Origin of the sequence: Microseira wollei NIES-4236, assembly GCF_020521235.1 — a bacterium.
GTDB lineage: Bacteria > Cyanobacteriota > Cyanobacteriia > Cyanobacteriales > Aerosakkonemataceae > Microseira > Microseira wollei.
In genome coordinates this window covers 1-25,677 of record NZ_BLAY01000148.1, presented here as the reverse complement: position 1 = coordinate 25,677, position 25,677 = coordinate 1, and the positions used below count along the sequence as shown (strand labels likewise).

Here is a 25,677-nt window from a genome sequence, read left to right as displayed (position 1 = left end):
CTGGTACAACCGGGGGATTGCGCTGCGTAAATTAGGACGATTAGAGGAAGCGATCGCCGCTTACGACGAAGCTTTGAAAATTAAACCAGATCTTCATGAAGCCTGGAACAACCGGGGGATTGCGCTGCGTAAATTAGGACGATTAGAGGAAGCGATCGCCGCTTACGACCAAGCTTTGAAAATTAAACCAGATGACCATGAACCCTGGAACAACCGGGGGAATGCGCTGGATGATTTAGGACGATTAGAGGAAGCGATCGCCGCTTACGACGAAGCTTTGAAAATTAAACCAGATCTTCATGAAGCCTGGTACAACCGGGGGATTGCGCTGCGTAAATTAGGACGATTAGAGGAAGCGATCGCCGCTTACGACGAAGCTTTGAAAATTAAACCAGATGACCATGAAGCCTGGAACAACCGGGGGATTGCGCTGGGTAAATTAGGACGATTAGAGGAAGCGATCGCCGCTTACGACCAAGCTTTGAAAATTAAACCAGATGAACCCAATACTTGGTACAACAAGGCTTGTAGTTATGCCTTGCACGGAAATGTGGAATTAGCAATTGAAAGCTTGCGACAGGCAATTAGTTTGAATCCTGAAGAATATCGGGAGATGGCAAAAACTGACTCAGATTTTGACAATATTCGAGCAGACGAACGGTTTCAGGCGTTGATTCAAGGATAGCTACCTATGGAAGAATTAATAACTCTCAAAGAATTACTATACCAAGGCAAGATTCCAGAAGCGATAGAACTGGTGGAAGAACTCGAAGAAATGAGTAAGTCAGATAAACTCAATAAAATCTTCAGTTATGCAATTATTTTGTTATTGCATCTGATTAAAAAATCTGCTGAAAATCGCACAACTAAGTCTTGGGAAACTTCAATTTTCAATGCTGTGACGCAAATCCAACGTACCAATAGGCGACACAAAGCAAAAGGAACTTATCTGACTGAGGAAGAACTAGAGGAAACTTTACAGGAAGCTTACAGAGCGGCTTTGAAAAATGCTGCTTTAGAAGCATTTGAAGGCATCTACGAAGCGGAACAGCTTGGTTCAATGGTGAATCGAGAAAAGACAATCGAAACGGCAATGGATTTGATTTTAGAGCGAGAAACGGGTGATGAATTGCCCTAATAATAGCGGCAATGAAGTGCTTACTACGAACGGTGCTATGGACGGTACGAGCGTGGTAAGTTAGAAACAGAAAATAGCAAATATTTCTGAGGTTGGGGATATGGTATCTCAAGTGCGATCGCAAACCCAATCAGAGGTGATTTATCCCGATAGCGACGGAAAACCAATGGCAAATAATACGGTGCAGTTTCGCTGGATATTAGTCATTGAGCAGAACTTAGATTGGTTATTCGCTGATGACCCTAATGTATTTGTCGCCGGGGATTTGTTTTGGTATCCGGTTGAGGGACGCAATAGCATCTTCAACGCTCCCGATGTGATGGTAGTCTTTGGTAGACCTAAAGGCGATCGGGGTTCCTATCAGCAGTGGAACGAAGAAGGAATTGCACCCCAGGTGGTGTTTGAAATACTCTCTCCCAGCAATTCCCCCGATGAAATGGACAGAAAATTGCTCTTTTACGACCGCTACGGCGTGCAAGAGTATTATATTTACGATCCCGCTCGAAATCGGTTGCGGGGTTGGTTTCGCGGAGAAGATGGGTTAGATATCATCCCTCAAATGGCAGATTGGGTCAGTCCTAGATTGGGAATTCGGTTTGTTTTGTCAGAGGAAAATTTAGAGCTTTTTCGTCCCGATGGAGAGCGTTTTTTGACTTATGTGGAGATTTCCCAACGGTTTGAACAAGAAAGGCAACGTGCTGACCAGGAACGGCAGCGTGCCGAACAAGCAGAGCAAGCGAGAAGGGAAGCAATTCCTCGATTATTGGGATTTGGATTGACTGTTGAACAGGTGGCGGAAGCATTAAATTTATCAGTAGAAGAGGTGCAGGCAATAAGCGGTAGTTAGCATGTCAAGTTTTGGCACTCAAATTCTTAAAATAGTAACAAATCAGGTAACCCATGAACATAAACAGAATTTACGCAACTGCAACATAGACAGTTGCGTAAATTCTGTTCTACTGTCAAGCTGCCGTATTTGGTCAGCAGCTTGACATCTTTATCCGCCAGACTTTTCTAAAGTCCTTTGCAATTGCGTAACTGAGTCTTGGATTGCGTCGCGGTACATTTCTGAATGAGATATGTACATATCGAACAACAGGTAAAAGTGACGAATGGACAAATTGTGGCTCGAATCATCCTCAACTAGAAAGTTGGAACAGGTACTGACCAGCTGGTTCAATTCTTGCAGGGTTTGCAGGCATTCCACAATGTATGCCAGATCGTCAGAAAGGCATTGGAGAGCGATCGCACTTTCCAAAGGTAAATTTTCGCGATCGCCAGACCGCGAATCATCAGAGTTAGATACCATATACAATGCCGCTCCTATACGGCTCCTTCGTTAGGGGTTGGAAGTCGTCGCGATGTGGTGTCTCACCATCACATCCGGCGCCTTATTTGTTTGGCAGTCATTATACCATCAAACTTACCAATATCATCTCCGGCAGTTTTGGCAGTGAAAGAGTCAGGCATCTAGCTGCATAAGTCCCTTTGCGCCAGAGGTAGTAATAAATAGGAGAAGGAAGTTAAGCAAGCAAGATTCTCCAGCAAGGTGGTGTTAAAGATGTGCTGCTACAACAAAAAAGGTTCTCCACTTGTCAAGATTGTCTACACCAAGGTCAACAATGAGGGGAAAGACGAATTAGTTGCACTCAAACTTTATGCCGATGGTTCCGTCGAACGCAATGATTAATATCAAATCCGGTTGCATCGGAATGATTGGCTTTTTTGCTAATTGCTAATTGCTAATTGCTAATTGACACTACGTGCAGTAATTCTGATGCAACTGGAAACGATATAAAGGGATGCATATAAAGCACAGGAATTTAGCTATGAAAATGCTTGAAAAACCGGGTTTTTTAGAGAAACCGGGTTTCTGCAATCAAAGTTCGCCCAATGGAATGACCGACTGGAGGATGACAAGGGTAAGCTCGAAACTATACCTTAAGCGCAATAAGACCTATGGCAGCACCTATGGACGCAAAAATTAGGGTATTCGATTTACCTATTGTGAGCAAAGCTATTGCTTTGGTGCAACGGTTGTTTCATCCTGCTGAGTCCGCAGACTATCAGGAATGGCGACAGGGATTTATGCGCGATCGCTTGCACCTTTCCTTATGGATTATTATCCTTTATTTTTTGACCACCTCAGCCAGCACGGTCTACGTATTTTTTATCAATTCTACCCAATTCAACAAAGATATCTTCAAACTCTCCAAAGATCCAACCCTCGCCGATCGGTTCAGAAGCGTTGTCACCGTCCATAGCTTACTGTTTGCAATTTTATTAGTTAGTTTCCTGTTTTTGCTAAAAACCAAATGGGGAAAACGCCATCTAGCATTACTTTTTCTTGGTATTTCTTGGTCGATGACGCTAAGCGATCAAATTGTAGGGACGTTTTTTGGTATACCATTGCCTCCCAACTGGACTTTGGAGTTTTTAGGACAGGCAATTTTAATTCCCGTTTGTTGGCGATTGCATTTGTTGTCTCAGCTAGTACCGATCGCTTACTATGCATGTGTTTATCCGCTTTTGGGAGTAACTAAAATAGGCGAGCGTTCGATTTACGATTTGTACGCGATTGGCGGGATTCTAAATCTATTTTGGGTTGGCCTGATCTGCGATTTGGCAGTGTATATGTACGAAAAGTTGCAACGCGCTGAATTTGAATCTCGGCGTGGATTGCGAGTGTTTTTGCATTCGGTTTCCCACGATTTGCGAAGTCCCGTCATCGGTACTTCAATTGTTTTGCAAAGTCTTTTAAAGAAACCAGAGCAAAAATTGGTGGTGGATCGATCGGTGTTGGAGAGGTTATTGCAGGGAAGCGATCGCCAGATGAATTTAATCAATTCTTTACTGGAAGCTCATGCTACCGAGGTGCAAGGAATTACCCTCAATTGCGAACCACTCCGATTGGACAAGCTGGTAGAAGCTGTATTGTCAGATTTGGCACCCGTTTTAAATAAAAATCAGGTGATTTTAAACAATCGAATCGGTGCGGATTTGCCTTTAATTAACGGCGATGCGACTCAATTGTGGCGCGCGTTTACCAACTTAATTTCTAACGCGATGAAGCACAATCCCCATGGAATTACTCTAACCTTGGATGCAGAAATAGTCGAGGAAAATCAGAACAGAAAGCAAGCGCGTCACCCTAAAATGATTCGTTGCACCGTCGCCGATAACGGAATTGGCATTTCACCCGCACAATGCGATCGCTTATTTGAACTGTACGCTAAAGGCGATCGCGCTCGCTATATGCCAGGTTTAGGTTTAGGATTGTATTTATGCAAGCAAATTATTACCGCTCACGGCGGTAAAATTGGCGTAATTAGCAGTCCTAACGCAGGATCAACTTTCTGGTTTACACTACCTTTAGCGCCAAATTAGATCTTGCATCTTGCCACCGACCCGCCCGGAAATAAATTTCCGGGCTAATAGCGAAAGTCCTCTAAAGAGGACTGGGAAAAAGCATTAGACTTATCCAGAAAAGAAATTCAAGGGCAGGCAGAATGCCCACCCCACAAGAGTTTTTGGAAAAGTCTATTAGTCCATTTTAATGGACTTTAGCTATTAGCAAGGAAATTTATTTCCTGGCGGGCGATAATCTGGCGGGCGATAATCTGGCGGGCGATAATCTGGCGGGCGATAATCTGGCGGGCGATAATCTGGCGGGCGATAATCTTGTGGGCGATAATCTTGTGGGCGATAATCTGGCGGGCGATAATCTTGCGGGCGATAATCTTGCGGGCGATAATCTTGCGGGCGATAATCTTGCGGGCGATAACCTTGCGGGCGATAACCTTGCGGGCTATAACCTTGTGGGCGATAACCAAGTATCAATTAGTTGAGTTGATTTTACAACGTGCATCCCAGCATTAGCAAAGCGTTGAAAAGCGGCATCCGCTTGTTCGCTAAAATCAATTATCCCAGGAACCACCACAGGTGAAGTGCAATCTTCCAACAGATAGATTTTTTGGGCAAGATTGGGGTCTTTTGCCATAATTTCCGTCAGCAAATCGTCAATTGTCCAAGCGACGCAGTGACTTTTAGCTTGTCCCGCAATAATTACTTTGTCAAATTCCAGCAACTTTTGCATAAAAGATGCATTTTTCTGAGCAATAAGACTCCCGTCGTAAGTCTCTAAAACTTCGGGACGCAGTACAGAGTAATTTTCAGTGAGGGGATTGTTACCTTTAATTTCAAAAAGCGTTTGACTGTTCCTAACTATGTTATGGAAAAATATCGCTTCTTCCACAGCAGAAACTAAAGCGTGACCAATCCCGCCTAACATAGAATGATAAGGCCAAACGGTTAAAGGATATTTGCCTTCATCGCTCAATTTATGGACGTAGTGCAAGGCATGTTTTTGCAATAAGTTGTAGTCGCCATTGGCAATGCTGTAAGCAATATCTGGATTAACTTTCCAAATGCCTTTTTGCACGTCATCTAAAGTAATGGTAGTTGTTGGGTTAGGATGTTCGCCAGCATTGTTTACCCAGAATAGGGGATGGAAAATTTGCGCGGCGGTGTGAGTGTCCAGTGTGGGTGCAATAGTTGTAATTACCCCTAAGTTGCGATAGATAAATTCGCACAGTCGCACGTTGTCATCAACAGCACCCGTACCCGAACGACCTCCAACAAATAATTCAAATTCGGGAATGCAAAAGGTGTTCTGAACGTCAATTGCTAATAAACAAATGCGGGTTTTGTCGTTAGCTGCGGGTTGTATTTCGTATTGTTTTGCCCAGTTTTTGGCTGCTGACGCCAGCTTTTGGTAACTGACTCGCCAAACTTCTCCAACTTTACTAGAGTCAAAGTGAGCCGGAATAGGTAGTTGTTTGTTTGTTTCTGTTGTCATATGATTAAACCGCCAAGACGCCATAGACGCTTTCAGAGGCGCACTCGTTGAGTAGAACGCCAAGATTAGTAGCTAATAGAGATATTTTTCCCCATTATAGCTCACCAAAAAATAGAGTCTAGGGCAGGCAGTATGCCTACCCCACAATAGTTTTTGTGGCGTTCTATTAGCAATTAGCAATTAGCAATTCCCCATTAAAATGATGAATTTGGTTGTTTCAGAAATTCTGCTTCCTCTGGCGTTGTTTCGCGACCTAAAATTTGATTGCGATGGGGAAAGCGTCCGAATCGTTCGATAATTTTTAGGTGTTGAATGACGTAGTTAATCGCGGCGGCACAATCTGGATATTCGCTTAAGCCATTGTATAGCTCAACTGCTTGATGTTGATTGGCAAGATTTTCGCTATGTTCAAAAGGTAAGTAAATAAACCATCGCTGTACGGGTAATAATTCGCGGTCAAAACCACGATCTACGGCGTGCTTTGCTACTGAGAGTGCTTGGGAGTCGGTGGCAAATGCTTTCGCTTCGCCGCGAAACATGTTTCTGGGAAATTGATCTAGCAAAATTATCAACGCCAGACAACTTTGGGGTGAATTTTTCCATTCATCCAGTTTCCCTGATGCGGCTAATTCGTAGTCGGTTTGAAACTGAGTTCGCACTTTAAGGTCGAATTCTGGATCTGACGCGAACCAAAACTGGCGAGGTTTGCCGTAGCTAGACTCGTCGGGGTGACCAAACCAAAAGTTGAGGATTTCTTCAAATTGTGACATAGTGCGCTCGCTTCATCTTTTTATTAAAATTCGTTGGGAGAATTTCCTGATAACCCCTGTGGGATTTTGAATAAAGATTTGGAACCACTATACCCAACGGACGATTGCCAAATTAACGGAGGTAGAGATTGCTTCAATCACCTGTTCTGACTTCATCGCTAGCTACTCACCCTGAAATCGAAATACTGCTTTGCTGTGCCAGCACCAGGCTAGAATCGGAAACAGCCTCGCGCCTCAAAGCCTTGCTCCAAGAAAATATAGACTGGGTGAAGCTGACTCAAATGGCGCAACAGCACCGAGTGACGCCGCTATTGTACTCGAATTTGAACGCAATCTGTCCACAAGCTGTTCCCAAAACTATTCTAAATCAGTTGCAGGCTAATTTCCGCGCCAATACTCGACGCAGCTTATTGTTGAGTGCGGAACTGGTTAGACTCCTGAATTTATTTGAGGCACAAGGAATTCCAGCGCTTCCTTTTAAAGGGCCAGTTTTAGCTGCTTCTGCCTATGGTAATTTGTCATTGCGGCAGTTTAGCGATTTAGATATTTTGGTTCGCTCTCAAGACATAGAAAAAGCCAAGGCGCTGTTTTTGTCTGAGGGTTATCGGATGAAAATCGAGCGGATTGAAGTGACGGAAGAACAGGAAGCGGCGTTTGTGCGATCGCAAAGCATCCATCAATTTGTCCGGGAAGCTGCCTATCCTTTTATTCACCAGGAAAAAGGCGTGACGGCAGAACTACACTGGGGAATAATGCCGCAATATTTTTCTTTTCCCATCGATTCTCTGGCGTGGGATCAAAGCGAATTTGTCTCGATTGCTAGCAACAAAGTCCCCAATCTTTCACCAGAAAATACGCTGCTGATGCTGGTCGGACACGGTACAAAAGACTGTTGGACGCAGCTTGCCAGAATCTGCGACATTGCTGAATTTATCCGCAGCCATCCCCAGTTAAATTGGACTAAATTAATCGAGTCAGCAAGGATTAAAGGCGGTCAGCGAATGTTGTTTTTGGGTCTAATGCTTGCACGCAATCTTTTAGGAACTTCCCTCCCAGAAGAAGTTTGGCAAAAGAGCCAAGCGGAAAAAGATGTAGAGTTATTAGCTAGGCAGGTTAGCGAACGGCTTTTCTCTTCGTCAAATGGCTCGTTTCAAGATGCTTCAGTTACCCGATTTCATCTCAGCACGAGAGAACGGCTAATCGACAAAATTATGTATTTTCTCAGGGTATTAATAACGCCGACTACCTCCGATTGGCTGCTGCTACCCTTGGCTGAATTTCCTGCTTTTCTTTACTATCTACTGCGACCAATTCGGTTGATGAGAGAGCAGGTATCGAAAGTATTTAACGCTTGCTAGTTATAAAATGGCTGGCTAATTGCTAATTGCTAATACAGCATTTTTCCTAACAATAGCCATTAGCCATTAGCTCCTGGCTATTAAATCCGTTGCCATGGGAAAAGTAGGATTTTTTCTGTTCCGCTCCGTCGATTCACAATTTCTTTACAAAACACAGGCTGCCCCTCATACAACTTTTATTTTAATAAATTAAAATATAGTTATACTTAAGTTAAAGCGAAGTAAGAGCAACATAAGCAATGATGAAACAATCAGACAAATTCAGCGTGAATGCTCCAAAAGTAGTCCACGAAACCATTGAGGGGGAGGTCGTCATCGTCAACCTAGACAAGGGAGATTATTATAGTCTGGTGCAAGCTGGAGCGGATATTTGGAGCGGGATTATAAGCGGGATTTGCCAAGGCGAGATTATCCAAGAAATGACTCAGCGGTATGCAGGCGATCGCGCAATTATAGAAAAGAGCGTCAACGACTTTATCGAGCAATTGCAGCGCGAGGAATTGATTAAAATTAACCAGATGGATGAGTCGCTCAACTCGAATGGCAAAACCGCGCCAATTGCAGCGGAAGTTAACGGAGAAAAGCCAAACTTTGAGCCGCCATCCTTAAATAAATACACCGACATGGAAGAATTGCTAGCTTTAGATCCAATCCATGAAGTAGACGAGCAAATCGGCTGGCCTAGTGCTAAAGTTTAAGCGCGATCTAATTTACATTTTGAAAATGTAGGGTGCGTTAGCGTAGCGCAACGCACCACCTAACTTAATCTTTGCTCTAAAGAGATGATGACAAACGAGTTTGCCGATTCCGAAATTGCAACCAAAACAGAAGAGAAAGACTCTCTGGATTTTTTTAATACAGTCTACGAACTATACGAAAAAGCTGAAGCATCAGCGGGGGGTTGTATTGACCGTTTCTATTGCATAGCGGGTAAAAAAATCCGATTGCGATTTGCTGGAGCGGCATTAATTCCCTACATGACTCCTGCTTTAGGACACTTAGCAATCGCTCCTATTTCAATTCCAGATTTAACAATTTGTTTGTGGGATAGTACCTCAACAAATACGATAATGCCGCCGCCACCTTGGCGCAGAAATCAGCATCATCCCAAACGAGGAGAAATTATCGGGTTTAATAGCGATCGCATTCACACGAGTTTCCAATGGGGTGCGTTTGCGTTGAGTTTGTTGGATCGCGATCGCAACTTAGGAATCTATTGGGTAGAAACCCCCGTACAACTACCTTACTGGGAAACAGGTTCCCCTCTGCGGACAATTTTTAATGTTTGGATGGGTAAGCAGGGAATTCAACTGGTTCATGCAGGTGCAGTCGGAATACCAAGCGGCGGCGTGTTGTTAGTTGGAAAAGGCGGATCGGGTAAATCAACTACAGCTTTAACTTGCCTGAATTCCGATCTATTTTATGCCAGCGATGACTATAGTTTAGTTACTGCCGAACCGAATCCAACGGTTTTTAGCATCTACAGTACGGGTAAAAAAAATGCCGACGACGTGGAAAGATTGCCGTTTCTGGCGGGAGCAATAAGTAATAGCGATCGCTTAGATTCAGAAAAAGCACTTTATTTCATCAACGACCATTTCCCGGAAAAAATTATCTCTAGTTTTCCCATCCGCGCCATTTTAATGCCACGCATTACCGGAAAACCAGAGACGACTTTAACTCCCACTTCTTTTTCTGCTGCGTTATTAGCACTTGCACCAAGTACCGTGATTCAATTGCCGGGTGCTGGCAAAGAAGCATGTCAAATTATGATGCAAGTTGCCAGCAAAGTTAATTGCTACTATCTGGAACTCGGTACTGAAGTAGCTCAAATCCCTCAAGTTATTTTGAACTTAATTTCTCAAGTATAACCAATGGAAGATCGGCAATTATCAGTCAGCGTCGTTATCCCGGTGTATAACGGAGAAAAGTTTTTGGAGTCGGCGATTTATCATGTCAAAAACCAAAACTATCATCCAATAGAAATTATCGTCATTGATGATGGTTCGACCGATAAAACAGCAGAAGTAGCCGCCAAGTTTAAAGACAGTATCCGCTATGTTTACCAGGAAAATCGCGGCCCTGCAGCCGCACGAAATCATGGGATAAAGATAGCAAAAGGAGATGCGATCGCTTTCTTAGACGTTGACGATTTGTGGTCAAATGATAAATTGCAACTTCAAGCCAGTTATTTGGCAGCAAATCCAGCGGTAGAAATTGTTCAAGGATTAATTCAACAGATGAAATTATCCCAAATAACAACCGATGGTGAAGCAATTTTTGCAGCGGAGTACAACCCCTATAACTATATTAATCTAGGGAGCGCTCTTTATCGCAAGTCGGTATTCGACAGGGTGGGTTTATTTGATGAAACGCTAAAGTTTGGTGAAGACGTAGACTGGTTTATTCGCGCCTGGGAAAATAGAATTGAAAAGGTTGTTTTGCAGCAGGTGACGCTGTTTTATCGCCTGCATCGAAGCAACATGACTTTAGGCAAAAATTTAGTTGAACTAGGTTTCGTTAAAATCTACAAAAAACATCTAGATCGATGCCGACAGCGGGGAAATCTACCATCAAGTTCGCATGCAGGTATGCCAAAAATAAACGAATACCTGGGAGCGCCACCTAACACGCCAAAAATATTCTAAATAATCGGGAGAAATTAGGATGAAAGAGTACCCTTTAGTGAGTGTAATTATTCCAGTATATAATTGCGATCGCTACCTAGCCCAAGCCATCCAAAGCGTGCTGGATCAAAACTATCAACCCCTGGAAATTATTGTAGTCGATGATGGGTCAACCGATGGCAGTGCAAATGTAGCTAAAAGCTTTGGTTCTGCGGTGCAATACTGTTTTCAAGTCAACAGTGGTACGGCAGCAGCACGTAATCGAGCAATAGAATTAGCAAAAGGCGATTTCTTTGCCTTTCTCGATGCAGACGATGTTTGGGTAGAGGATAAATTAACGCGGCAAATGGCAGCATTTTCAAGTCAACCCGATCTCGATGCAGTCTTCGGACAAGTTCAACAGTTTCTTAGTCCAGAATTGCCTGAGAATATGAAGGTAAAACTCCACTGTCCTACTGAATTAATGCCAGGACATATTCCTTCAGCTTTGTTGATTAAACGCGATTCATTTTTGCGAGTAGGCTTATTTGAAACTCAATGGAAATTAGCAGAATTTGCTAGTTGGCAGGTGCGTGCCACAGAGTTAAAACTCAGGACAATGACGTTACCCGATCTAGTTGCCAAACGGCGAATCCACGAAACTAATAAAGGAATTCAGCAACGCCAATACCAAATAGAATATACTCGGATTCTTAAATCGTCACTAGACCGACGCCGGAGGCAGAGTTAGTTGATTAAACTGCTGAATCAATTGAAACCAAGAATAAAGTATAATGAACTCAGATTCAGCATCAATCAGCAAATTAGCGAATTTAGTTTGGATAAATGACATTAAAAAATCGATTAAAAGCAGCATTAACAGCCTTTGTTAATCCTAGTGCCATTCAGAAGCCAGCCACACAAAAACCACTCCCAAAACTAGAACCAGATCCAGCGGTGGTGATGGATAATCAGCTTTTAGCAGGAAAAAATGTTCTGGTCACTGGAGCCGGAAAAAATATTGGCAGAAGTATTGCCTTGGAAATGGCAAAACAAGGAGCTAATGTTTTTTTCACCGATGTTAGTGAGTCAAAAATTATTCAGATTGACAAGGAATTAAAGAATTATCCAGTTAAAAGTCAAGGATATGTCTCGGACATATCCAAGCCTGAAGATATTGATGATTTACATGGCAGCTTAGGGAAAAATCAAGTTAAAATTGACATTCTTGTTAATAATGTAGGAATTAAATTTGAAACCATTGGCATCAATAACTTAGATTTAGGAGAATGGCATAAAACATTTAACACAAATGTGTTTGGGCCTATGTACCTCACCAAACTTATCTCACAAATGATGGTAAGCGATCGCATTCAAGGCTCTATTATATTTATGACTTCCGTACACCAAAAAGAAATTATCCGTTGGCCTAGCTATAGTGCTTCAAAAGCAGCATTAGGTATGATTATTCCAGAATTAGCTGTAGATTTGGCTCCCTATGGCATCAGAGTTAACGGCATCGCTCCTGCTTGGGTAGCGGAAGATGAAGAAGGACACCCTTTCAGTCAGGAGTATCACCTACTGCATCATAGTTCTATCAATCCACGTTATATTGGTAGAGCGGCTGTTTACCTAGCCTCAGATTATTTTTCCATGTTCACAACCGGAACCATCATTAAAATTGATGCCGGAGCGTCATTATATAACTATCGTGTTGCTCAAAATCCACCTCAGTAGAAAAAAATTCCTAGCTGGCGTTCTGTTATTTGGTTTGGGATTTTCGATTATTAGTTTCACCAACAGCCAAAAACAAATGTTTCGGATTAAAACCTGGTTCAAGCAACAGTTTAAACCCTCAGCTTCCGGTCTTTTAGAGGCAAAAGAACCGGCATTTCAAAGCCTTTTTCCTCAGAATGCCAAATGCGATCGCATGGCGACGGGATTTCAATTTACCGAAGGTCCAATTTGGTTTGCTCAAGAAAAGTATCTTCTTTTCAGCGATATTCCAGCCAACAAAATTTACAAGCTAACTCCTGATGGTCAGGTGACAATCTTCAGACAACCTAGTAATAATTCCAACGGAATTACTAGAGATAAACAAGGGAGACTTATTGCCTGCGAACATGGCACGCGCAGAGTTACCCGCACTGAAAAAGATGGTTCAATTACCGTATTAGCTGCTCAATTTAACGTTAAAAAATTAAATAGTCCTAATGATATTGTCGTCAAAAGTGACGGTTCTATTTATTTTACCGATCCGCCTTATGGTATCAAACCCGAACAGCAAGAACAACCCATCCAAGGCGTTTATCGACTGGCGCCGGATGGCAAGGAACTTATCGTCATTGCCGATGATTTTGATAAACCGAATGGTCTAGCTTTCTCGCCCGATGAAAAACAGCTTTATATTGCTGATTCCGAACGCCGTCACATTCGCGTATTCGACGTTAAAACTGATGGAAAGCTTGCCAATGGACGCATCTTTTACGATATGAAAACCGACAAACCTGGTTTACCCGACGGGATGAAAGTAGACGTGCAAGGACACATTTATTGTACGGGTGGCGGCGGTGTTTGGGTGTTTAATTCACAAGGCAAACATTTAGGCACAATTGTCACTCCAGAAGTGCCAGCAAATTGTGCTTGGGGAGACGATGATTTGCAAAGTCTTTATATTACCGCTCAAACTTCGGTTTACAAAATTAGAGTCAATTTCCCCGGTATTCCTGTCTAAATTAACAATACACGACTTATGAATTCGCCCAATTCTGCACAAAAATTACTGCTCAAAGCAGCACTGTTACAGGGAAAATTAGCAACTTACTCCTGGCAGCAATGGAAAGCATCGGTTGATATTGAAAATCTCGACCAAGAATCCTATCAATTACTGCCTTTATTGTATGGCAATTTATCCGCCCATGACGTGACGGATGACCATATGGGGAGACTCAAGGGAGTCTACCGACGCAGTTGGTGTGAAAACCAAGTTATGTTGCAAAACCTCACAACAATTCTGCGTTGTTTTCAGGAAGCTGGGATAGACACGCTGTTGCTAAAAGCGGCAGCTTTAAACTTAAATTCCTCTCAAGATAAAGCTCTGCGGATGATTAACTTTCTCGATATTCTCGTTCATCCAGCAGATGCCTTGAAAGCGATGAGTTTATTGCAAAAACTTGGCTGGCAACCTCAAGGAAAAATCCCCGAAAAACTTGTACCTTTTGCTCACGTTTTGGGATTTAAAAATCCATCAAACCAATACTTAAATCTGCGCTGGCATCTTTTCGGTGATGGGTTTAATCAAACGGTTGAAAAAGATTTCTGGAATTGGGCCAAATTAACTCAAGTCGGGGATGCATCCGCGTATATTTTGTCGCCTACAGATGCGTTATTCTACATCTGCGTCGCGGGAGGAGAGGGGAATCGAACTATGCCTGCGAATCGGATTGCGGATGCTGCAATTTTACTCGATTCATCCCAGTTAGAAATTGATTGGCATCGTTTGATAAGTCTGGCTCAAACATATCATTTTGTTTTGCCTTTAAAAACAACGCTGAGTCAATTACAAGATATTTTAAATTACCCGATTCCATCTTCAAGTTTTGCAACGATCCAAAATCTACCTGTATCCCAATTTGAAGCTAGGGAATATCAGATTGTCGCTGGCAAAAAAACACCCATATTGGAACGTTTTCTCCTGCGATATTTCCAATATTCCAGGATGGTTAATTCTGCTGATTATCAACTAAAATTATTAGGTTTTCCCAGGTATTTGCAATATATTTGGGGCGTTGAACGCCTATCGCAAGTCCCCTATCAAGTTATAATTCGGGGGATAAAACGCCTTGTTTCGGCTGACTCTCTTGCCAATCAAAGAATAAATTAACGAACCGCAGAGGCGCAGAACCGGGAAGGTAAGAGAAAAGAAGAGATAGGTAATTTTAGAGGGATTTTCATGGGCTTAGGGGCGGGTTTTACCAATAATCTCTGAAACCAACAGACAATTTATCTAAACCCGCCCCGATAGATGCTATTGATGGTATTTCTCCAACAATTGCGGGATGTAATCGTAGCCATCTACGCCAATTACAGCAATGATTTGAGGTCGATATTTTTGCAGGATATTTCGGAAACCTTCTTCCCCAACTTGTCCGCGCAAGATCGTTACCAATCCGGCTGTTTGTCGCCATTGGGGTGAGTTTATTTGCTCTAATAAATACATCCCCAAGCTGCCAATATAGATAGCTTTTTCGATTTGTTGCTGGCTGTAATTTGCTGATGCTAAGTAACTCAAATTTAGCCCTTGGAGATACAAATCGCCCGATTTTTGCGCCGCTTCAAACCCCGATTCAAGATAGTTAATCGCCACTTGCGGCTGAGATAAAACAATGTGGGCAATGCCGAGACTGCTGCAACAAAGCGCCTTACTTTGTTGCAGGGCAAAACCGGCACCGTAGTTGTCGCCCAATCGTTCGGATAATTGCAATCCTTGTTGGAGATAATTAATCGCGCTTTCGTAAACTTCGGGTTCGACTCGTTCTAATTGTTGGGCTTGAATAACTTCGCTGTAACCTAAATTTGCTAGGGCGTTGGCTTCTCCTAACCGATCGCCACTCTGACGGCTTAAAATTAAGGCGCGTTGGCTGTAGTTGATGGCTTCGGGATAATTCTTTTGCGCCACGTGGATGCGGCTGATGTGATTGAGATTGGCAATTTCGCACATGCGTTCGCGCAGCGTGCCGTCAGGCGTATCGCTCTCCCTCCGCGCAATTTCTAAAGCTTGTTCGTGGAAGGATATCGCCTCTTTATATCGCCCCACTGTCCCCATAGAATATCCCAGTAATGTCAGAATTCTCGCTTTCTCCTGAGTGCCTTCAACTCGTCGCAGTGGTTCGTCTAAATAATCCAATGTCGAACGCAACGCACTACCGCTGAAAGAAGCAAAAATCCCGCCATAGAGGGGAAAGTAATTCCTTTGGGCAAAGTTTCGCAAGATTTGCAGCGTTACTTGAAAGCAGCCGTTGGCGAATTGATTGTTAGAACTAGAACTGAACCCACTGGCTAATTGCGACCAAATAAACGCAAAAGTTAAATAAGTGGAAATCGACAACTTTTCCGTGATTTTGGAGTCGTAAACTAATTTATCGAACCAATTCACCAATCCCCGTTGCAAGCATTGTAAAATTACTGCCAATTCTACAAATCCACTTAGTTCTGGATGTTGTTTTGCTGCCAGTTCGCCCACGGGTTGATTCAGCGCCAAAGTTTGAAATAATGCTTTAGGAAATGGACTATTAACTTGATTTGCCCATAACCCCCAAGGACCCCGTTGTTCTGGTGCGCCTTCAAATCCAATGCTGCGATTTTGCTCGTACATCCAACTGACTAAATGTTCTTGCAATTTCTGCCAAGATTTTAGACCCTCGGTGAGGCCAAAAGATAACCGTTGCAAATCTCGCTTGGCTTCCGGATCGGATTCGGCTTGTTTTTGTAATGCTTTGGCTAATTGTTGGATTTGGTCTAAATTTAACGGTTGAGCTTGATTGGGATCGATCGCGTGCAAAAGGTTGGTAAGTTGTTGGTTAGGTTCGGCGAGTGCGATCGCATTCGTCGCCGCTACAATCGCCGCAGATACCCGATTATCAACTTCATAGCGCGAGTACTCTGCCTCAATCGTTTTCATCGCCCTCAAGCTGCGAGTGGCTTTTGCTTGCTTGAGTTCATCGCTAGGTTTGTCTATTTCAGATTGTGCCGCAGCCATGCGATCGCTCAAACACCGCTCAAAAATTTCCCCCTCCCCCGCTGCAATCTCTTTCGCCAGCATTTGATACACTTGCTGTTTGGAGCGGATATTCCCTTTCAGCGTCATTTGGACGATTTCGTCGATTAGGGTAAGGTAGCGATCGCGTGGAGATTCTGACATAGACTTTCGCTTATCGGTTCTGCCACTAAAATAGCCTGTAATCTCGTTTCCCGCCTACCCGCAAGAGTTGACAGCGGACTGTTGACTCCGGCTATTGGCGAGCTATAATATTAATTAAGGTAGATTTTACCAAAATTTTGGGGTTAAACTTCTCAGATCGTAGATAAATCTACCCCAAGTGACAAAAAAGTAGTAGCACAGCACCAGAAATATTGGTTGTCAAGCCCGAAATATTGATAATGCTGTGCTACTACCAGGATTCTAAGAACTGCGGTGCTTCTACTTGAAGTGTGCGTACTTAAACGGACTTAACTTGCCCAACTGACAAATTAGCAAATTTAAAATTTTGTCCGCAATTTGTCGCCAGCAATTCGCCTCGTAGATATCGTACACCACTGCAAGTTAAAAAGGTCCTGACTCTTCATTCTTTAACCTACGGACTATATCGTAAGTTCAGGTTAGTAGTGCAGATGCGTTCGCTGCATAGTGAGTCGTAATAGGCTCATCTGTCAGTAGAAAGAACGCAAGATCGCTCTATTTGAAGAGGGAATCAAAGCACCAGTCAGATTAAGCTCATAAACAAGAGGTTTTGAAAACCCTATGCCTTTGGAGGATTATTATGGACAGCAGCGCCTTTGAATTAACCCTGGAACAAGAATTCCAAATGAGATTGATGGAAGAATCAGCTCAGAACATGAGCCGCGAACAGATGATAGAAACCTTAATTCAAGCATCGCGGCTGCTGATGGTTAAAGACAACGTGATTCGCAATATGCTCAAACAGTGTGCGCTCTAGTCAGAGCAGTGATGGTGAAGAGATGGTCATCAACGTGCCATCTTCATCTTCCCAATTTTTGATTGAACATTATTTAAGTTATGAAGAAAGAGAGTGATGAAAGGCATCAAATCCTCGTAGAGACGTTACATGTAACGTCTCTACATAGTCAGAAGTGAGCGGATTTCAAAAACCTACACCCCACATTTTAATGAAGATTGAAAACCTCGATCTATCAGCGTGTCGATAATTTGTTGCAGATGCAGAAGTCCGCGCGTTTGTAGCACAAATTCCACTTCTGCTAACTGCAAAGGTAAGCTGGTGAAGGCACGCTGATGGTGAAGTTCAACAATATTCCCACCAACATCCCCAATGCACCGCGTCACCTCTGAGAGTGCGCCAGGAACATCGCGGATTTGAACGCACAATCGCGCCAGCCGACCAGAGCGAACCAAACTCCGCTGGATAATCGATGATAGGGTTAACAGGTCAATATTCCCGCCGCTTAAAATAACTCCTACTTTTCGTCCGGCAAAAAGTTGGCGATGCACAAGCAGTGCAGCGAGTCCAACTGCACCTGCTCCTTCTACAACTGTCTTTTCTAATTCCAGCAGCAAGCGCACGCTTTCTTCAATATCGCCTTCGTCTACCAGGAGAATTTTATCAACTAACTTTTGCACAATCGGGAGCGTTAACTTTCCGGGTGCTTTGATGGCAATTCCATCAGCAATTGTTGAGCCGCCGCAGGTAGTTGGTTTACCTTCTAATGCTTGTAACATAGAAGGAAAGCGGGCAGTTTGTACGCCGATTATTTTAATATTAGGTTGAACGCTTTTGGCTGCGATTGCATTTCCCGAAATTAGTCCTCCACCCCCTACAGGAACTACCAGCACCTCCAAGTCGGGATAAGCTGCCAGCATTTCCAACGCAATGGTTCCTTGTCCAGTAATAATCTTTTCGTCATCATAGGGAGGGACGATACAAAGCTGCCTTTCCTGGGCAATTTGTTGGGCTAATCCAAAGGTTTCGTCTAGAATTTCTCCATGTAAAATTACCTCTGCACCAAAGGAACGGGTGCGTTCTACTTTAGCATTTGGCGTGAAGTGAGGCATGACGATTGCAGCTGGAATACCTAAGCGCTGAGCTTGGTAGGCAACTGCTTGAGCGTGGTTACCTGCTGACATGGCAATTACCCCTTTCTGCCGTTGTTCTGGCGTGAGAGAAAGCAGCTTTACCAAAGCACCGCGTTCTTTAAATGCGCCGACAAATTGCAGGTTTTCAAACTTTAGAATTACCTCCGCTCCCATCATTTCAGAAAGCTTGCGGGAATAGGAGCAGGGAGTATGAGCAACTTGCGAGCAAATTAACTCAGATGCCTTGCGGATATCTTGCAGTGTGATAGTCATATTTTTAAGTGGAAACGAGCCACCAATTCAAATGCGCTGGCAGCTAAAGTGCGTATATTACTTAACTTATCCCTTCACTGTTGCTAAATCGTTGTTTTGAGACAATTCTACATCAATATCATTCTGGCATGAAATTAGAGTCTAAAACTTCTGTAGATCTATAAGGACATAATTGGGGAAAAGTTGCTTCTGGCAGTCCAGTTTCAGCACTTGCTTGTTCAATTGCATCCAAATAGCATTCAGCAAATACCTCTTCAAGATAAGGTTTGAGGCTGGGAGAATCTTTCAAAGCTTCGCGAATGCGTCTGCGATGCTTGACTATGCTGCCCTTCCAGCTACCGCTTCTCAATTCTGGCTGATATTGCCACTTGAGTAAGTGCAACAGGATAACAACGAGATTGCTTTCCAAACTCCTACGCTCGCTCCGCCCCATGTCCTCAAATTCCTCAATTAGATTTTCCCAGTCGATGTTTGAATAGTCCTTTCCTCGTAATTTTTCCACTGTAGTTTCAATCCATTTCAGGTAATCTTTCTCGTATAAGCTGTGTCGGTTAGCTTCTAGATTTATCTTCATAATGGCTGACTGAAGGAACGCTTTTGAGGGTGGATTGCTAGTTAACTCAAGTTGCTAGTTATCTCATGGATAGGAGCTAATGGCTAATGGCTAATGGCTAATGGCTAATAGCTAATGGCTAATGTCAGTAAAAATCCTATATTAGCAAGCTTGCAATTAGCCATTAGCAAAGCCCTTGTTTATAACTAGCAACTTGCGTTAGTTATATTTTAGGCGATCGCACCAGCCTATACGCAGATATACTCATTCTGCTGCTACCCGTGCGGGTAGTTTTACCCAAATCTTTAAAATATACCAACAAATCGCTAATTTCCACAAAAATTTCACACCCTGTCTGTAATCTAAGTATCAGTCCAGATTAGAAAACCATCAACCATGAATGCCATCGAACCCACTCAGGTTCAAGTTTGTCGTAACGTCATGGAAACTCTTGTCTCTCAGGAGATAGATGCACAACTGCTCTTGCTCCCGGCTCGCGTCGCGCAATCTGTTAATAAAATTGATGTGATGACCTACGCAATGAATAGATTGCCAGCGCTGTATGCTTCGAGTCAAAAGGGTTGGCAGTACCAAATGTCTCGCGCCCAAAAGCAGTATGGTCAGCAGATATTACTAGCTGTACGTCAGGCAATAATAGCAGTGCAACGCGATCCCTTGCGAAGGGTAATTCCGCTCCAGTCCCATGGCGATGTACAATCCCAAGCAGCTCAGGTTGCGCTAGATAAACTAAAGGAATTACTCCAAAACGAGCAACTGTCTTGGAGTAATTTAGTAGTCATTGTTGAGCAAAGTCTAATTAAAGCTTCCCGTGGGGAAATGAATAGCAAATCCCCGCGTTTTCTCGCCCGCTCAATTGATATGTGGGACAGACATGGTTACTTAAGGTAGGGTTGGCTGGCTGCAATATATAGATTTTAGTTCCCTGACTCGCTATCGCCAGACCCAATCATTAGTAAATATGATTCGTTTTGTTGTTGAACCACCTGCTGTTTCCAAACCATTTTTTCTGAAGAGTCCTCAAACAAAACAAGTAATTGTTGGTTTGAATGCTCTTGGGTTGGCTCTGCCATTACATAAATATTTATATAATCAGGCCGTAAACTATTGCAAGATCTAGCAATTTCTTTGATCTCAAAACTGGGGCGTTGATTTTCCAGAATCTCTAAAAGAATAGATTCGATTCCAGTCAACTCTGGAAAGGCTAGTGTCACTTCTTTGCCTATGTCGAGATCCCTAGGGTAATCGGAATATTTTTTAACTTCAGGAGAAAAATTTTTAACGATTAAGTCTCTATCCACTATGACATACTCCATGTTATGCAATGCCAGGAGTTTCATCAGCGGTGAATTTAAAGAATTATCCGATTTTGTTGTGTTTCCTGACAAAGGCTTAAGGCGATATCCCAAACCGTGAACTGTCTGAATTAAATCTTCGGCGCCTGCTTCTTTGAGTTTACGTCGCAACCCTTTAATATGAGTTCTGACTGCATTTTCAGTGGGAATTGAATCGTCAGTCCAAATGCGTTCAATAATAGCCGCCGAACTTAAAACATGATTGGGATGATCGAGAAATAGCTTGAGCAGTTCGTATTCTTTGGGATACAACCGCAGAAGGGTTCCTTTGTAACTTACTTCACATGCTTCAGGATCTAAATGTAAATCTTCCCGCTTATACATCGGTTATACTCCAACAAAACGAAAATAGGGGTGCGGTCAATTTTAGTTGCTAGGATGCCAAGGAAGGTGGTGACCCCATCGTCCTCATCTCCCTCGTCTTCCTTATCTTTGCTCTCTTGATCGCACCCCTGTATATCACACACTTTTTTAGCACGTTGTGACAAAGATCAAGTCAAATTTTCACAAAACTTACACGCAAGCTCTGTAAGCTGGAGATCTGTTGAGGTCAAAAAAACCAATATGTCAACAACTGAAGCAACCAGATTTGTGGAAGTCAAGGTTGATTCTAAACGTCATTCACCAGCAATTTTGACACCTCTGCGTGCATCAGGGCGATAGCCGGATCGCGTTGGATAGCACGATAGTATCGCGTTTTTAAGCTGGGACCTTCTTCTGATGGATCGAGGAGCATTTTTGCTTCTTCTAGCAGCTGATTAGCTTCGGTTAACGTTACGGGTTCTTTGCTACTGAGGAAAGTATCGATCTGAACGATAAATTGGGAAATAGGACGCAACCAACTAAACCAATCGTGATTTAGAACTAGCTGAAAAAACTCGTTGCTGGATTGAATGCGTCCGTAAAATTGTTCGTACACAACCCGTTCGGACTCTAGTAGCGCTTTGTGAAGGCGCAGTATACCCTGACGTACCAGGCGCAGGCGTTGCAGCGTGAAATCTAGGGATGGATTGGATGCAGACATGGGGAAGCGCGATCGCTAGACACTTTCCCCATCTTGCCATATCTGTCGCTACCAGATCGCCAGTTCACTAATAGTTGAGCCGATCTCAGGCCATACTGGAGTCAGACTCTTAACTCCAGACTCTGGTATTTTATCCGCGAAATTTGGGCAAGCTAAAGTCTGAAGTGAGTCCGTCCTCTTAGTTCCAGGAAAAATCCATCAGCGATAATGTTAAAGCATCTGGCTGGATCGAAGATTTAGATCGCGTTGTCAAAGTTCGTACCGAAGTTGCCGATCTTTTGGATGCGATCGCCCAAACTCTCACTCAAGTGGAGTCGGAAGGCGAAAAAATCTCCGGAAAATTAGGATTGGATCGCGATATCGAACGTCTCGCCACTACGGGGGATAACTTGCGCCAGGGTGTATTTCGACTCCTGGTTTTAGGGGATATGAAACGAGGAAAAACTACTTTTCTCAATGCTTTACTAGGACAGAATTTGCTCCCCAGCGATGTCAATCCCTGTACGGCTTTGTTGACGGTGTTAAAGTACGGTGAAACCGAAAAAGTAACTTGCGGCTTGGGAATTCATCGCCCAACAAAAAATCGCCGCCGCCTTCTCCCAACTAGAAGAAAAAGCAGCAAACTACCGGATAGAATACGACGAAGTTGTTGAAGAGATGAATCATAAACTATTGCGCTATCGATTTGACGCGGTGGGACATGTTTATAAACCCGCTGCCTCAACTTGGGCGGATTCTGTCATGGACGGATTTGGAGCAATTCCAGATAGTCTAAACCGAGGGATTGGCTCTTTTAATATGTTTTGGCAGAGCGTTTTGTCTTGTGTTTGCGTTACCCTCGTCCTCCAGGCAATCGGCATAATTTTTGCTAGTTTAACCCTATCGGTATTAGGGGTAATTTTAGCCGGAATTGGGGGAATAGCAATCCAAGCCGAGTACGTGGGACAACAATTCATTGCCGCAACCAAGAAAGAATTCACCAAATACCTGCCGCAAATAGCCGAAGAGCAACAGCCAACTATTTTTGAAGCCGTGCAAAAGTGCTTCGATATGTACGAAAATCAGGTGAGCGATCGCATCAACGCCGATATCAATTCCCGCCAAGCCGAGTTAAACAACTTGCTGCTGCAAAAACAGTTGCAAGAAATTGACCGAGAAGCCGAAACTCTCCGGTTGAAAACTGCGGAAAGCGAAATTTTATCTCAGTTGCGTCAAATTGATTTGGTGCGCGCATCTCTATAGCCAGTCGGGGTGGGGTCGCCCCGCCCCTAAATCCCTGCTAATTGCTAATTGCTAATTGCTAATTGCTAATTTAGGACTTACGCAAAAAAACCGGGTTTCTCTGCCAAATCGTCGGGAAAGGAAACTAAAGATCCCAGCAAGAAACTTTGGTGATGGCCTCGTCGCGCCTCAGTTATGATCCCACAAAGAAACCGGGTTTCTCTGCCAAATCGTTGATGGAAACTAGAGATATACGCAGAAACTTTGGTGATGGCCTCGTCGCGCCTCAGTTATGATCCCACAAAGAAACCGGGTTTCTCTGCCAAATCGTTGATGGAAACGAGAGATATACGCAGAAACTTTGAAACCGGGTTTCTCTGCCAAATCGTTGATGGAAACGAGAGATATACGCAGAAACTTTGAAACCGGGTTTCTCTGCCAAATCGTTGATGGAAACGAGAGATATACGCAGAAACTTTGGTGATGGCTTCGGGCAATCAATTTTCACAGCGAGTAGCTCAAGTTCATAACCTCAAATCCATAACCCGCCCGGAAATAAATTTCCGGGCTAATAGCCCAAGTCCGTTGAAACAAACTGAAAACCATCCGAAATCAATAGTTGGTTTTAACCAACTTTAGCTACTCGCTGTGGGAATTTATTCCCTGGCGGGCTGGCTTGTTATCTCAGAACTTGGCCTCGTCGCGCGTAAGTTATGATTGCAAAAACTTGTGGTTATATTATATTATAATAGACTGTAAACAAATACAATAATTTTGATTTTGAACGCGGTGACTGAATTGGAATTTAACTTTTTTCAACAGTGGTATCCCGTTTCACCACTAGAAGATCTCGATCCAACCCGTCCTACGGCGGTTACCCTTTTGGGTCGTCGTCTCGCAATCTGGAAGCCGAGTTTTTCTGAACAATATTGCGTATTTTTAGATCAATGTCCACACCGACTGGCACCGTTAAGTGAAGGCCGCGTGGATGAAAAAACTGGTAATCTGGCATGCAGCTATCACGGTTGGCAATTTAATGCTCAAGGTGAGTGTACGCACATTCCCCAGTCGGATAATCCAGACTTAATTGCCAAAAATCGAGACAATTTCTGTGCGGTGTCCCTACCTTCTCAGCAAGCAAACGGTTTACTCTGGGTATGGCCTGATGAAAATTCTGCCGATTTGGCTGCATCTAAACCACTACCCCTATCGCCTCAAGTTGATGAAAGCAAAGGGTTTGTTTGGTCGTCTATGGTGCGCGATTTGGCCTACGATTGGCAGACGCTGATTGAAAATGTGGCAGATCCGAGTCACGTTCCGTTTGCCCATCATGGCGTGCAGGGCGATCGCAACCGAGCCAAACCCATTTTAATGGAAATTATCCAATCAACCCAAGAATTAATCGAAGCCAATGTGGGAGGAAACTTTCCATCCCGTATTACATTTCAACCACCTTGCCGACTGGAATATGCCATCAAATTTGGCAACGAACGACAAGCTGGATTAGTAACCTACTGCATTCCCGTTGCCCCAGGTAAGTCGAGAATTGTAGCTCAGTTTCCCCGTAACTTTGCCAAAACTTTGCATCGTTTAACACCGCGATGGTTTGACCACATTAAAACGCGCAATCAAGTTCTAGATGGAGACATGATTTTGCTTTACTACCAAGAGCGCTACCTGCAACAGCGCCAATTGGTTGAAAGTTGGAAAACAGCCTATAAATTGCCAACCAGTGCCGATCTGTTGGTCATCAAATTTCGCAATTGGTTCGATAAGTATTGCCAGGGAAAATTACCCTGGGTTGAGTCAGAAATACAGTCCCAAAACGAACAACCACCAAACCGAGAAGATATCCTCGATCGCTACCGACAGCACACGCTAATTTGCAGCAGTTGTCGCCGTACCTTGAAGAATATCCAGTACTTGAAAACGGGTCTGCTGGGATATTTTGCTGTAACCGTCGCCACCGTTGCCCTGCTGCCCGATCCGCTGCGAATTCGTCTGGGTTTGCCCTTAATTATTCTGGCGTTAATTGGATTAGGAGGGTATGCGTGGCTAAAATTCTGGCTGCAACCAAAATTTTACTTTGTGGACTACGTACACGCCGATAAGTAGGGGCAAGGCGGCAATCATGCCGTGCCCCAACCGGGTTTGGGTGATGCACCAGTAGGGGCACGGCAGCAGGGATATTTTGCACCAGTCCCAATTTGATACATGCCGTGCCCCAACCGGGTTTGGGTGGTTCACCAGTAGGGGCACGGCAGCAGGGATATTTTGACCAAGGCAGATGTTAATCATGCCGTGCCCCAACCGGGTTTGGGTGGTTCACCAGTAGGGGCACGGCAGCAGGGATATTTTGCACCAGTCCCAATTTGATACATGCCGTGCCCCAACCGGGTTTGGGTGATGCACCAGTAGGGGCACGGCAGCAGGGATATTTTGACCAAGGCAGATGTTAATCATGCCGTGCCCCAACCGGGTTTGGGTGATGCACCAGTAGGGGCACGGCAGCAGAGATATTTTGCACCAGTCCCAATTTGATACATGCCGTGCCCCAACCGGGTTTGGGTGGTTCACCAGTAGGGGCACGGCAGCAGGGATATTTTGCACCAGTCCCAATTTGATACATGCCGTGCCCCAACCGGGTTTGGGTGATGCACCAGTAGGGGCACGGC

At 43.8% G+C, this 25,677-nt stretch carries 29 protein-coding genes and 1 pseudogene; 19 read left to right on the top strand and 11 right to left on the bottom strand.

Features of this window, described 5'->3' with window-relative positions; genetic code table 11:
• The 3 genes from MiSe_RS35495 to MiSe_RS35485 form a co-directional block, all read left to right on the top strand.
• A partial coding sequence (locus tag MiSe_RS35495) for a tetratricopeptide repeat protein (RefSeq protein ID WP_226589162.1) occupies positions 1 to 685 on the top strand: 685 nt, incomplete at its 5' end.
• Positions 686 to 691: 6 nt separating this feature from the next.
• Complete coding sequence (locus MiSe_RS35490; RefSeq protein ID WP_226589159.1) at positions 692 to 1,138, top strand: DUF29 family protein; 447 nt, start codon at positions 692 to 694, stop codon at positions 1,136 to 1,138.
• Between the two features lie 100 nt (positions 1,139 to 1,238).
• Entirely contained in the window at positions 1,239 to 1,985 is a 747-nt protein-coding gene (locus tag MiSe_RS35485) for a Uma2 family endonuclease (RefSeq protein ID WP_226589156.1), read from the top strand.
• Positions 1,986 to 2,135: 150 nt separating this feature from the next.
• Here the strand turns inward: MiSe_RS35485 and MiSe_RS35480 are convergent, their stop codons facing one another.
• Entirely contained in the window at positions 2,136 to 2,447 is a 312-nt protein-coding gene (locus tag MiSe_RS35480; RefSeq protein WP_226589153.1) for a hypothetical protein, read from the bottom strand.
• Positions 2,448 to 2,699: 252 nt separating this feature from the next.
• On the opposite strand from MiSe_RS35480, the gene MiSe_RS51420 reads away from it, so the two are divergent.
• From MiSe_RS51420 to MiSe_RS35470, 3 genes are all read left to right on the top strand, one after another.
• Positions 2,700 to 2,828, top strand: coding sequence for a hypothetical protein (locus MiSe_RS51420; protein WP_264196764.1), 129 nt, complete (start codon positions 2,700 to 2,702; stop codon positions 2,826 to 2,828).
• A 139-nt stretch (positions 2,829 to 2,967) separates the two neighbouring features.
• Positions 2,968 to 3,126, top strand: a complete 159-nt coding sequence (locus MiSe_RS35475; RefSeq protein WP_226589150.1) for a hypothetical protein — start codon at positions 2,968 to 2,970, stop codon at positions 3,124 to 3,126.
• Complete coding sequence (locus MiSe_RS35470; protein WP_226589146.1) at positions 3,110 to 4,525, top strand: sensor histidine kinase; 1,416 nt, start codon at positions 3,110 to 3,112, stop codon at positions 4,523 to 4,525. The genes MiSe_RS35475 and MiSe_RS35470 overlap by 17 nt, the downstream gene beginning before the upstream one ends.
• Before the next feature lie 176 nt (positions 4,526 to 4,701).
• Here MiSe_RS35470 and MiSe_RS35465 read toward each other — a convergent pair whose 3' ends face one another.
• The 3 genes from MiSe_RS35465 to MiSe_RS35455 form a co-directional block, all read right to left on the bottom strand.
• On the bottom strand, positions 4,702 to 4,971 hold the full coding sequence (locus tag MiSe_RS35465) for a histone H1-like repetitive region-containing protein (protein ID WP_226589143.1): 270 nt from the start codon (positions 4,969 to 4,971) through the stop codon (positions 4,702 to 4,704).
• The gene (locus MiSe_RS35460) at positions 4,947 to 5,996 is read right to left on the bottom strand and encodes a cysteine hydrolase family protein (protein WP_226589141.1); all 1,050 of its coding nucleotides are present in this window, start codon (positions 5,994 to 5,996) and stop codon (positions 4,947 to 4,949) included. Before MiSe_RS35460 ends, MiSe_RS35465 begins: the two co-directional genes overlap by 25 nt.
• Positions 5,997 to 6,190: 194 nt before the next feature.
• On the bottom strand, positions 6,191 to 6,766 hold the full coding sequence (locus MiSe_RS35455) for a DUF924 family protein (RefSeq protein ID WP_226589138.1): 576 nt from the start codon (positions 6,764 to 6,766) through the stop codon (positions 6,191 to 6,193).
• A 128-nt stretch (positions 6,767 to 6,894) separates the two neighbouring features.
• Here MiSe_RS35455 and MiSe_RS35450 point away from each other — a divergent pair, with 128 nt between their 5' ends.
• The 8 genes from MiSe_RS35450 (at position 6,895) to MiSe_RS35415 (ending at position 14,613) form a co-directional block, all read left to right on the top strand.
• Positions 6,895 to 8,124, top strand: a complete 1,230-nt coding sequence (locus tag MiSe_RS35450; protein ID WP_226589135.1) for a nucleotidyltransferase domain-containing protein — start codon at positions 6,895 to 6,897, stop codon at positions 8,122 to 8,124.
• Positions 8,125 to 8,363: 239 nt separating this feature from the next.
• The gene (locus MiSe_RS35445) at positions 8,364 to 8,822 is read left to right on the top strand and encodes a PqqD family protein (RefSeq protein WP_226589133.1); all 459 of its coding nucleotides are present in this window, start codon (positions 8,364 to 8,366) and stop codon (positions 8,820 to 8,822) included.
• Between the two features lie 84 nt (positions 8,823 to 8,906).
• Positions 8,907 to 9,995 (top strand): serine kinase, encoded by a 1,089-nt coding sequence (locus tag MiSe_RS35440; protein WP_226589131.1) that lies wholly within the window; start codon positions 8,907 to 8,909, stop codon positions 9,993 to 9,995.
• Positions 9,996 to 9,998: 3 nt separating this feature from the next.
• Positions 9,999 to 10,772, top strand: a complete 774-nt coding sequence (locus tag MiSe_RS35435) for a glycosyltransferase family 2 protein (RefSeq protein ID WP_226589129.1) — start codon at positions 9,999 to 10,001, stop codon at positions 10,770 to 10,772.
• 19 nt (positions 10,773 to 10,791) lie between these two features.
• Positions 10,792 to 11,481 carry a glycosyltransferase family 2 protein gene (locus tag MiSe_RS35430; protein ID WP_226589127.1) on the top strand — a complete coding sequence of 230 codons (690 nt, stop codon included), beginning with the start codon at positions 10,792 to 10,794 and terminating at the stop codon, positions 11,479 to 11,481.
• Between the two features lie 95 nt (positions 11,482 to 11,576).
• Positions 11,577 to 12,467: an SDR family NAD(P)-dependent oxidoreductase gene (locus MiSe_RS35425; RefSeq protein ID WP_226589125.1), complete on the top strand. Its 891-nt coding sequence runs from the start codon at positions 11,577 to 11,579 to the stop codon at positions 12,465 to 12,467.
• Entirely contained in the window at positions 12,415 to 13,464 is a 1,050-nt protein-coding gene (locus MiSe_RS35420; RefSeq protein WP_226589123.1) for an SMP-30/gluconolactonase/LRE family protein, read from the top strand. The genes MiSe_RS35425 and MiSe_RS35420 overlap by 53 nt, the downstream gene beginning before the upstream one ends.
• A gap of 18 nt (positions 13,465 to 13,482) precedes the next feature.
• A complete protein-coding gene (locus MiSe_RS35415) occupies positions 13,483 to 14,613 on the top strand; it encodes a nucleotidyltransferase family protein (RefSeq protein WP_226589120.1) in 1,131 nt (376 codons plus the stop codon).
• A gap of 144 nt (positions 14,614 to 14,757) precedes the next feature.
• On the opposite strand, the gene MiSe_RS35410 is transcribed toward MiSe_RS35415, so the two are convergent.
• A complete protein-coding gene (locus tag MiSe_RS35410; RefSeq protein WP_226589117.1) occupies positions 14,758 to 16,650 on the bottom strand; it encodes a tetratricopeptide repeat protein in 1,893 nt (630 codons plus the stop codon).
• Positions 16,651 to 17,269: 619 nt separating this feature from the next.
• Here MiSe_RS35410 and MiSe_RS35405 point away from each other — a divergent pair.
• Positions 17,270 to 17,446 carry an NblA/ycf18 family protein gene (locus MiSe_RS35405; RefSeq protein WP_226589113.1) on the top strand — a complete coding sequence of 59 codons (177 nt, stop codon included), beginning with the start codon at positions 17,270 to 17,272 and terminating at the stop codon, positions 17,444 to 17,446.
• A 173-nt stretch (positions 17,447 to 17,619) separates the two neighbouring features.
• Here MiSe_RS35405 and MiSe_RS35400 read toward each other — a convergent pair whose 3' ends face one another.
• Together MiSe_RS35400 and MiSe_RS35395 are read right to left on the bottom strand one after the other, a co-directional pair.
• Positions 17,620 to 18,831, bottom strand: coding sequence for a threonine ammonia-lyase (locus tag MiSe_RS35400; protein WP_226589111.1), 1,212 nt, complete (start codon positions 18,829 to 18,831; stop codon positions 17,620 to 17,622).
• A 118-nt stretch (positions 18,832 to 18,949) separates the two neighbouring features.
• Positions 18,950 to 19,405, bottom strand: a complete 456-nt coding sequence (locus tag MiSe_RS35395) for a DUF29 domain-containing protein (RefSeq protein WP_226589108.1) — start codon at positions 19,403 to 19,405, stop codon at positions 18,950 to 18,952.
• A gap of 375 nt (positions 19,406 to 19,780) precedes the next feature.
• Here MiSe_RS35395 and MiSe_RS35390 point away from each other — a divergent pair, with 375 nt between their 5' ends.
• Complete coding sequence (locus tag MiSe_RS35390) at positions 19,781 to 20,293, top strand: late competence development ComFB family protein (RefSeq protein WP_226589105.1); 513 nt, start codon at positions 19,781 to 19,783, stop codon at positions 20,291 to 20,293.
• 26 nt (positions 20,294 to 20,319) lie between these two features.
• On the opposite strand, the gene MiSe_RS35385 is transcribed toward MiSe_RS35390, so the two are convergent.
• Both MiSe_RS35385 and MiSe_RS35380 read right to left on the bottom strand, forming a co-directional pair.
• Positions 20,320 to 21,081, bottom strand: a complete 762-nt coding sequence (locus MiSe_RS35385; RefSeq protein WP_226589102.1) for a winged helix-turn-helix domain-containing protein — start codon at positions 21,079 to 21,081, stop codon at positions 20,320 to 20,322.
• Between the two features lie 286 nt (positions 21,082 to 21,367).
• On the bottom strand, positions 21,368 to 21,781 hold the full coding sequence (locus MiSe_RS35380; protein WP_226589100.1) for a hypothetical protein: 414 nt from the start codon (positions 21,779 to 21,781) through the stop codon (positions 21,368 to 21,370).
• Between the two features lie 197 nt (positions 21,782 to 21,978).
• Here MiSe_RS35380 and MiSe_RS35375 point away from each other — a divergent pair.
• The 3 genes and pseudogenes from MiSe_RS35375 to MiSe_RS35365 all read left to right on the top strand — a co-directional run.
• Positions 21,979 to 22,332 (top strand): annotated as a pseudogene (locus MiSe_RS35375) (dynamin family protein); the annotation flags it as partial.
• A gap of 16 nt (positions 22,333 to 22,348) precedes the next feature.
• Positions 22,349 to 23,023 carry a hypothetical protein gene (locus tag MiSe_RS35370; RefSeq protein ID WP_373872949.1) on the top strand — a complete coding sequence of 225 codons (675 nt, stop codon included), beginning with the start codon at positions 22,349 to 22,351 and terminating at the stop codon, positions 23,021 to 23,023.
• Positions 23,024 to 23,791: 768 nt separating this feature from the next.
• Positions 23,792 to 25,117 carry an aromatic ring-hydroxylating dioxygenase subunit alpha gene (locus MiSe_RS35365; RefSeq protein WP_226589094.1) on the top strand — a complete coding sequence of 442 codons (1,326 nt, stop codon included), beginning with the start codon at positions 23,792 to 23,794 and terminating at the stop codon, positions 25,115 to 25,117.
• On the opposite strand, the gene MiSe_RS35360 is transcribed toward MiSe_RS35365, so the two are convergent.
• Both MiSe_RS35360 and MiSe_RS35355 read right to left on the bottom strand, forming a co-directional pair.
• Positions 25,058 to 25,300 carry a hypothetical protein gene (locus MiSe_RS35360; protein WP_226589092.1) on the bottom strand — a complete coding sequence of 81 codons (243 nt, stop codon included), beginning with the start codon at positions 25,298 to 25,300 and terminating at the stop codon, positions 25,058 to 25,060. The two genes, MiSe_RS35365 and MiSe_RS35360, sit on opposite strands and share 60 nt — an antisense overlap.
• Positions 25,301 to 25,327: 27 nt before the next feature.
• On the bottom strand, positions 25,328 to 25,677 hold a 350-nt coding region (locus MiSe_RS35355), incomplete at its 5' end, for a hypothetical protein (RefSeq protein ID WP_226589090.1).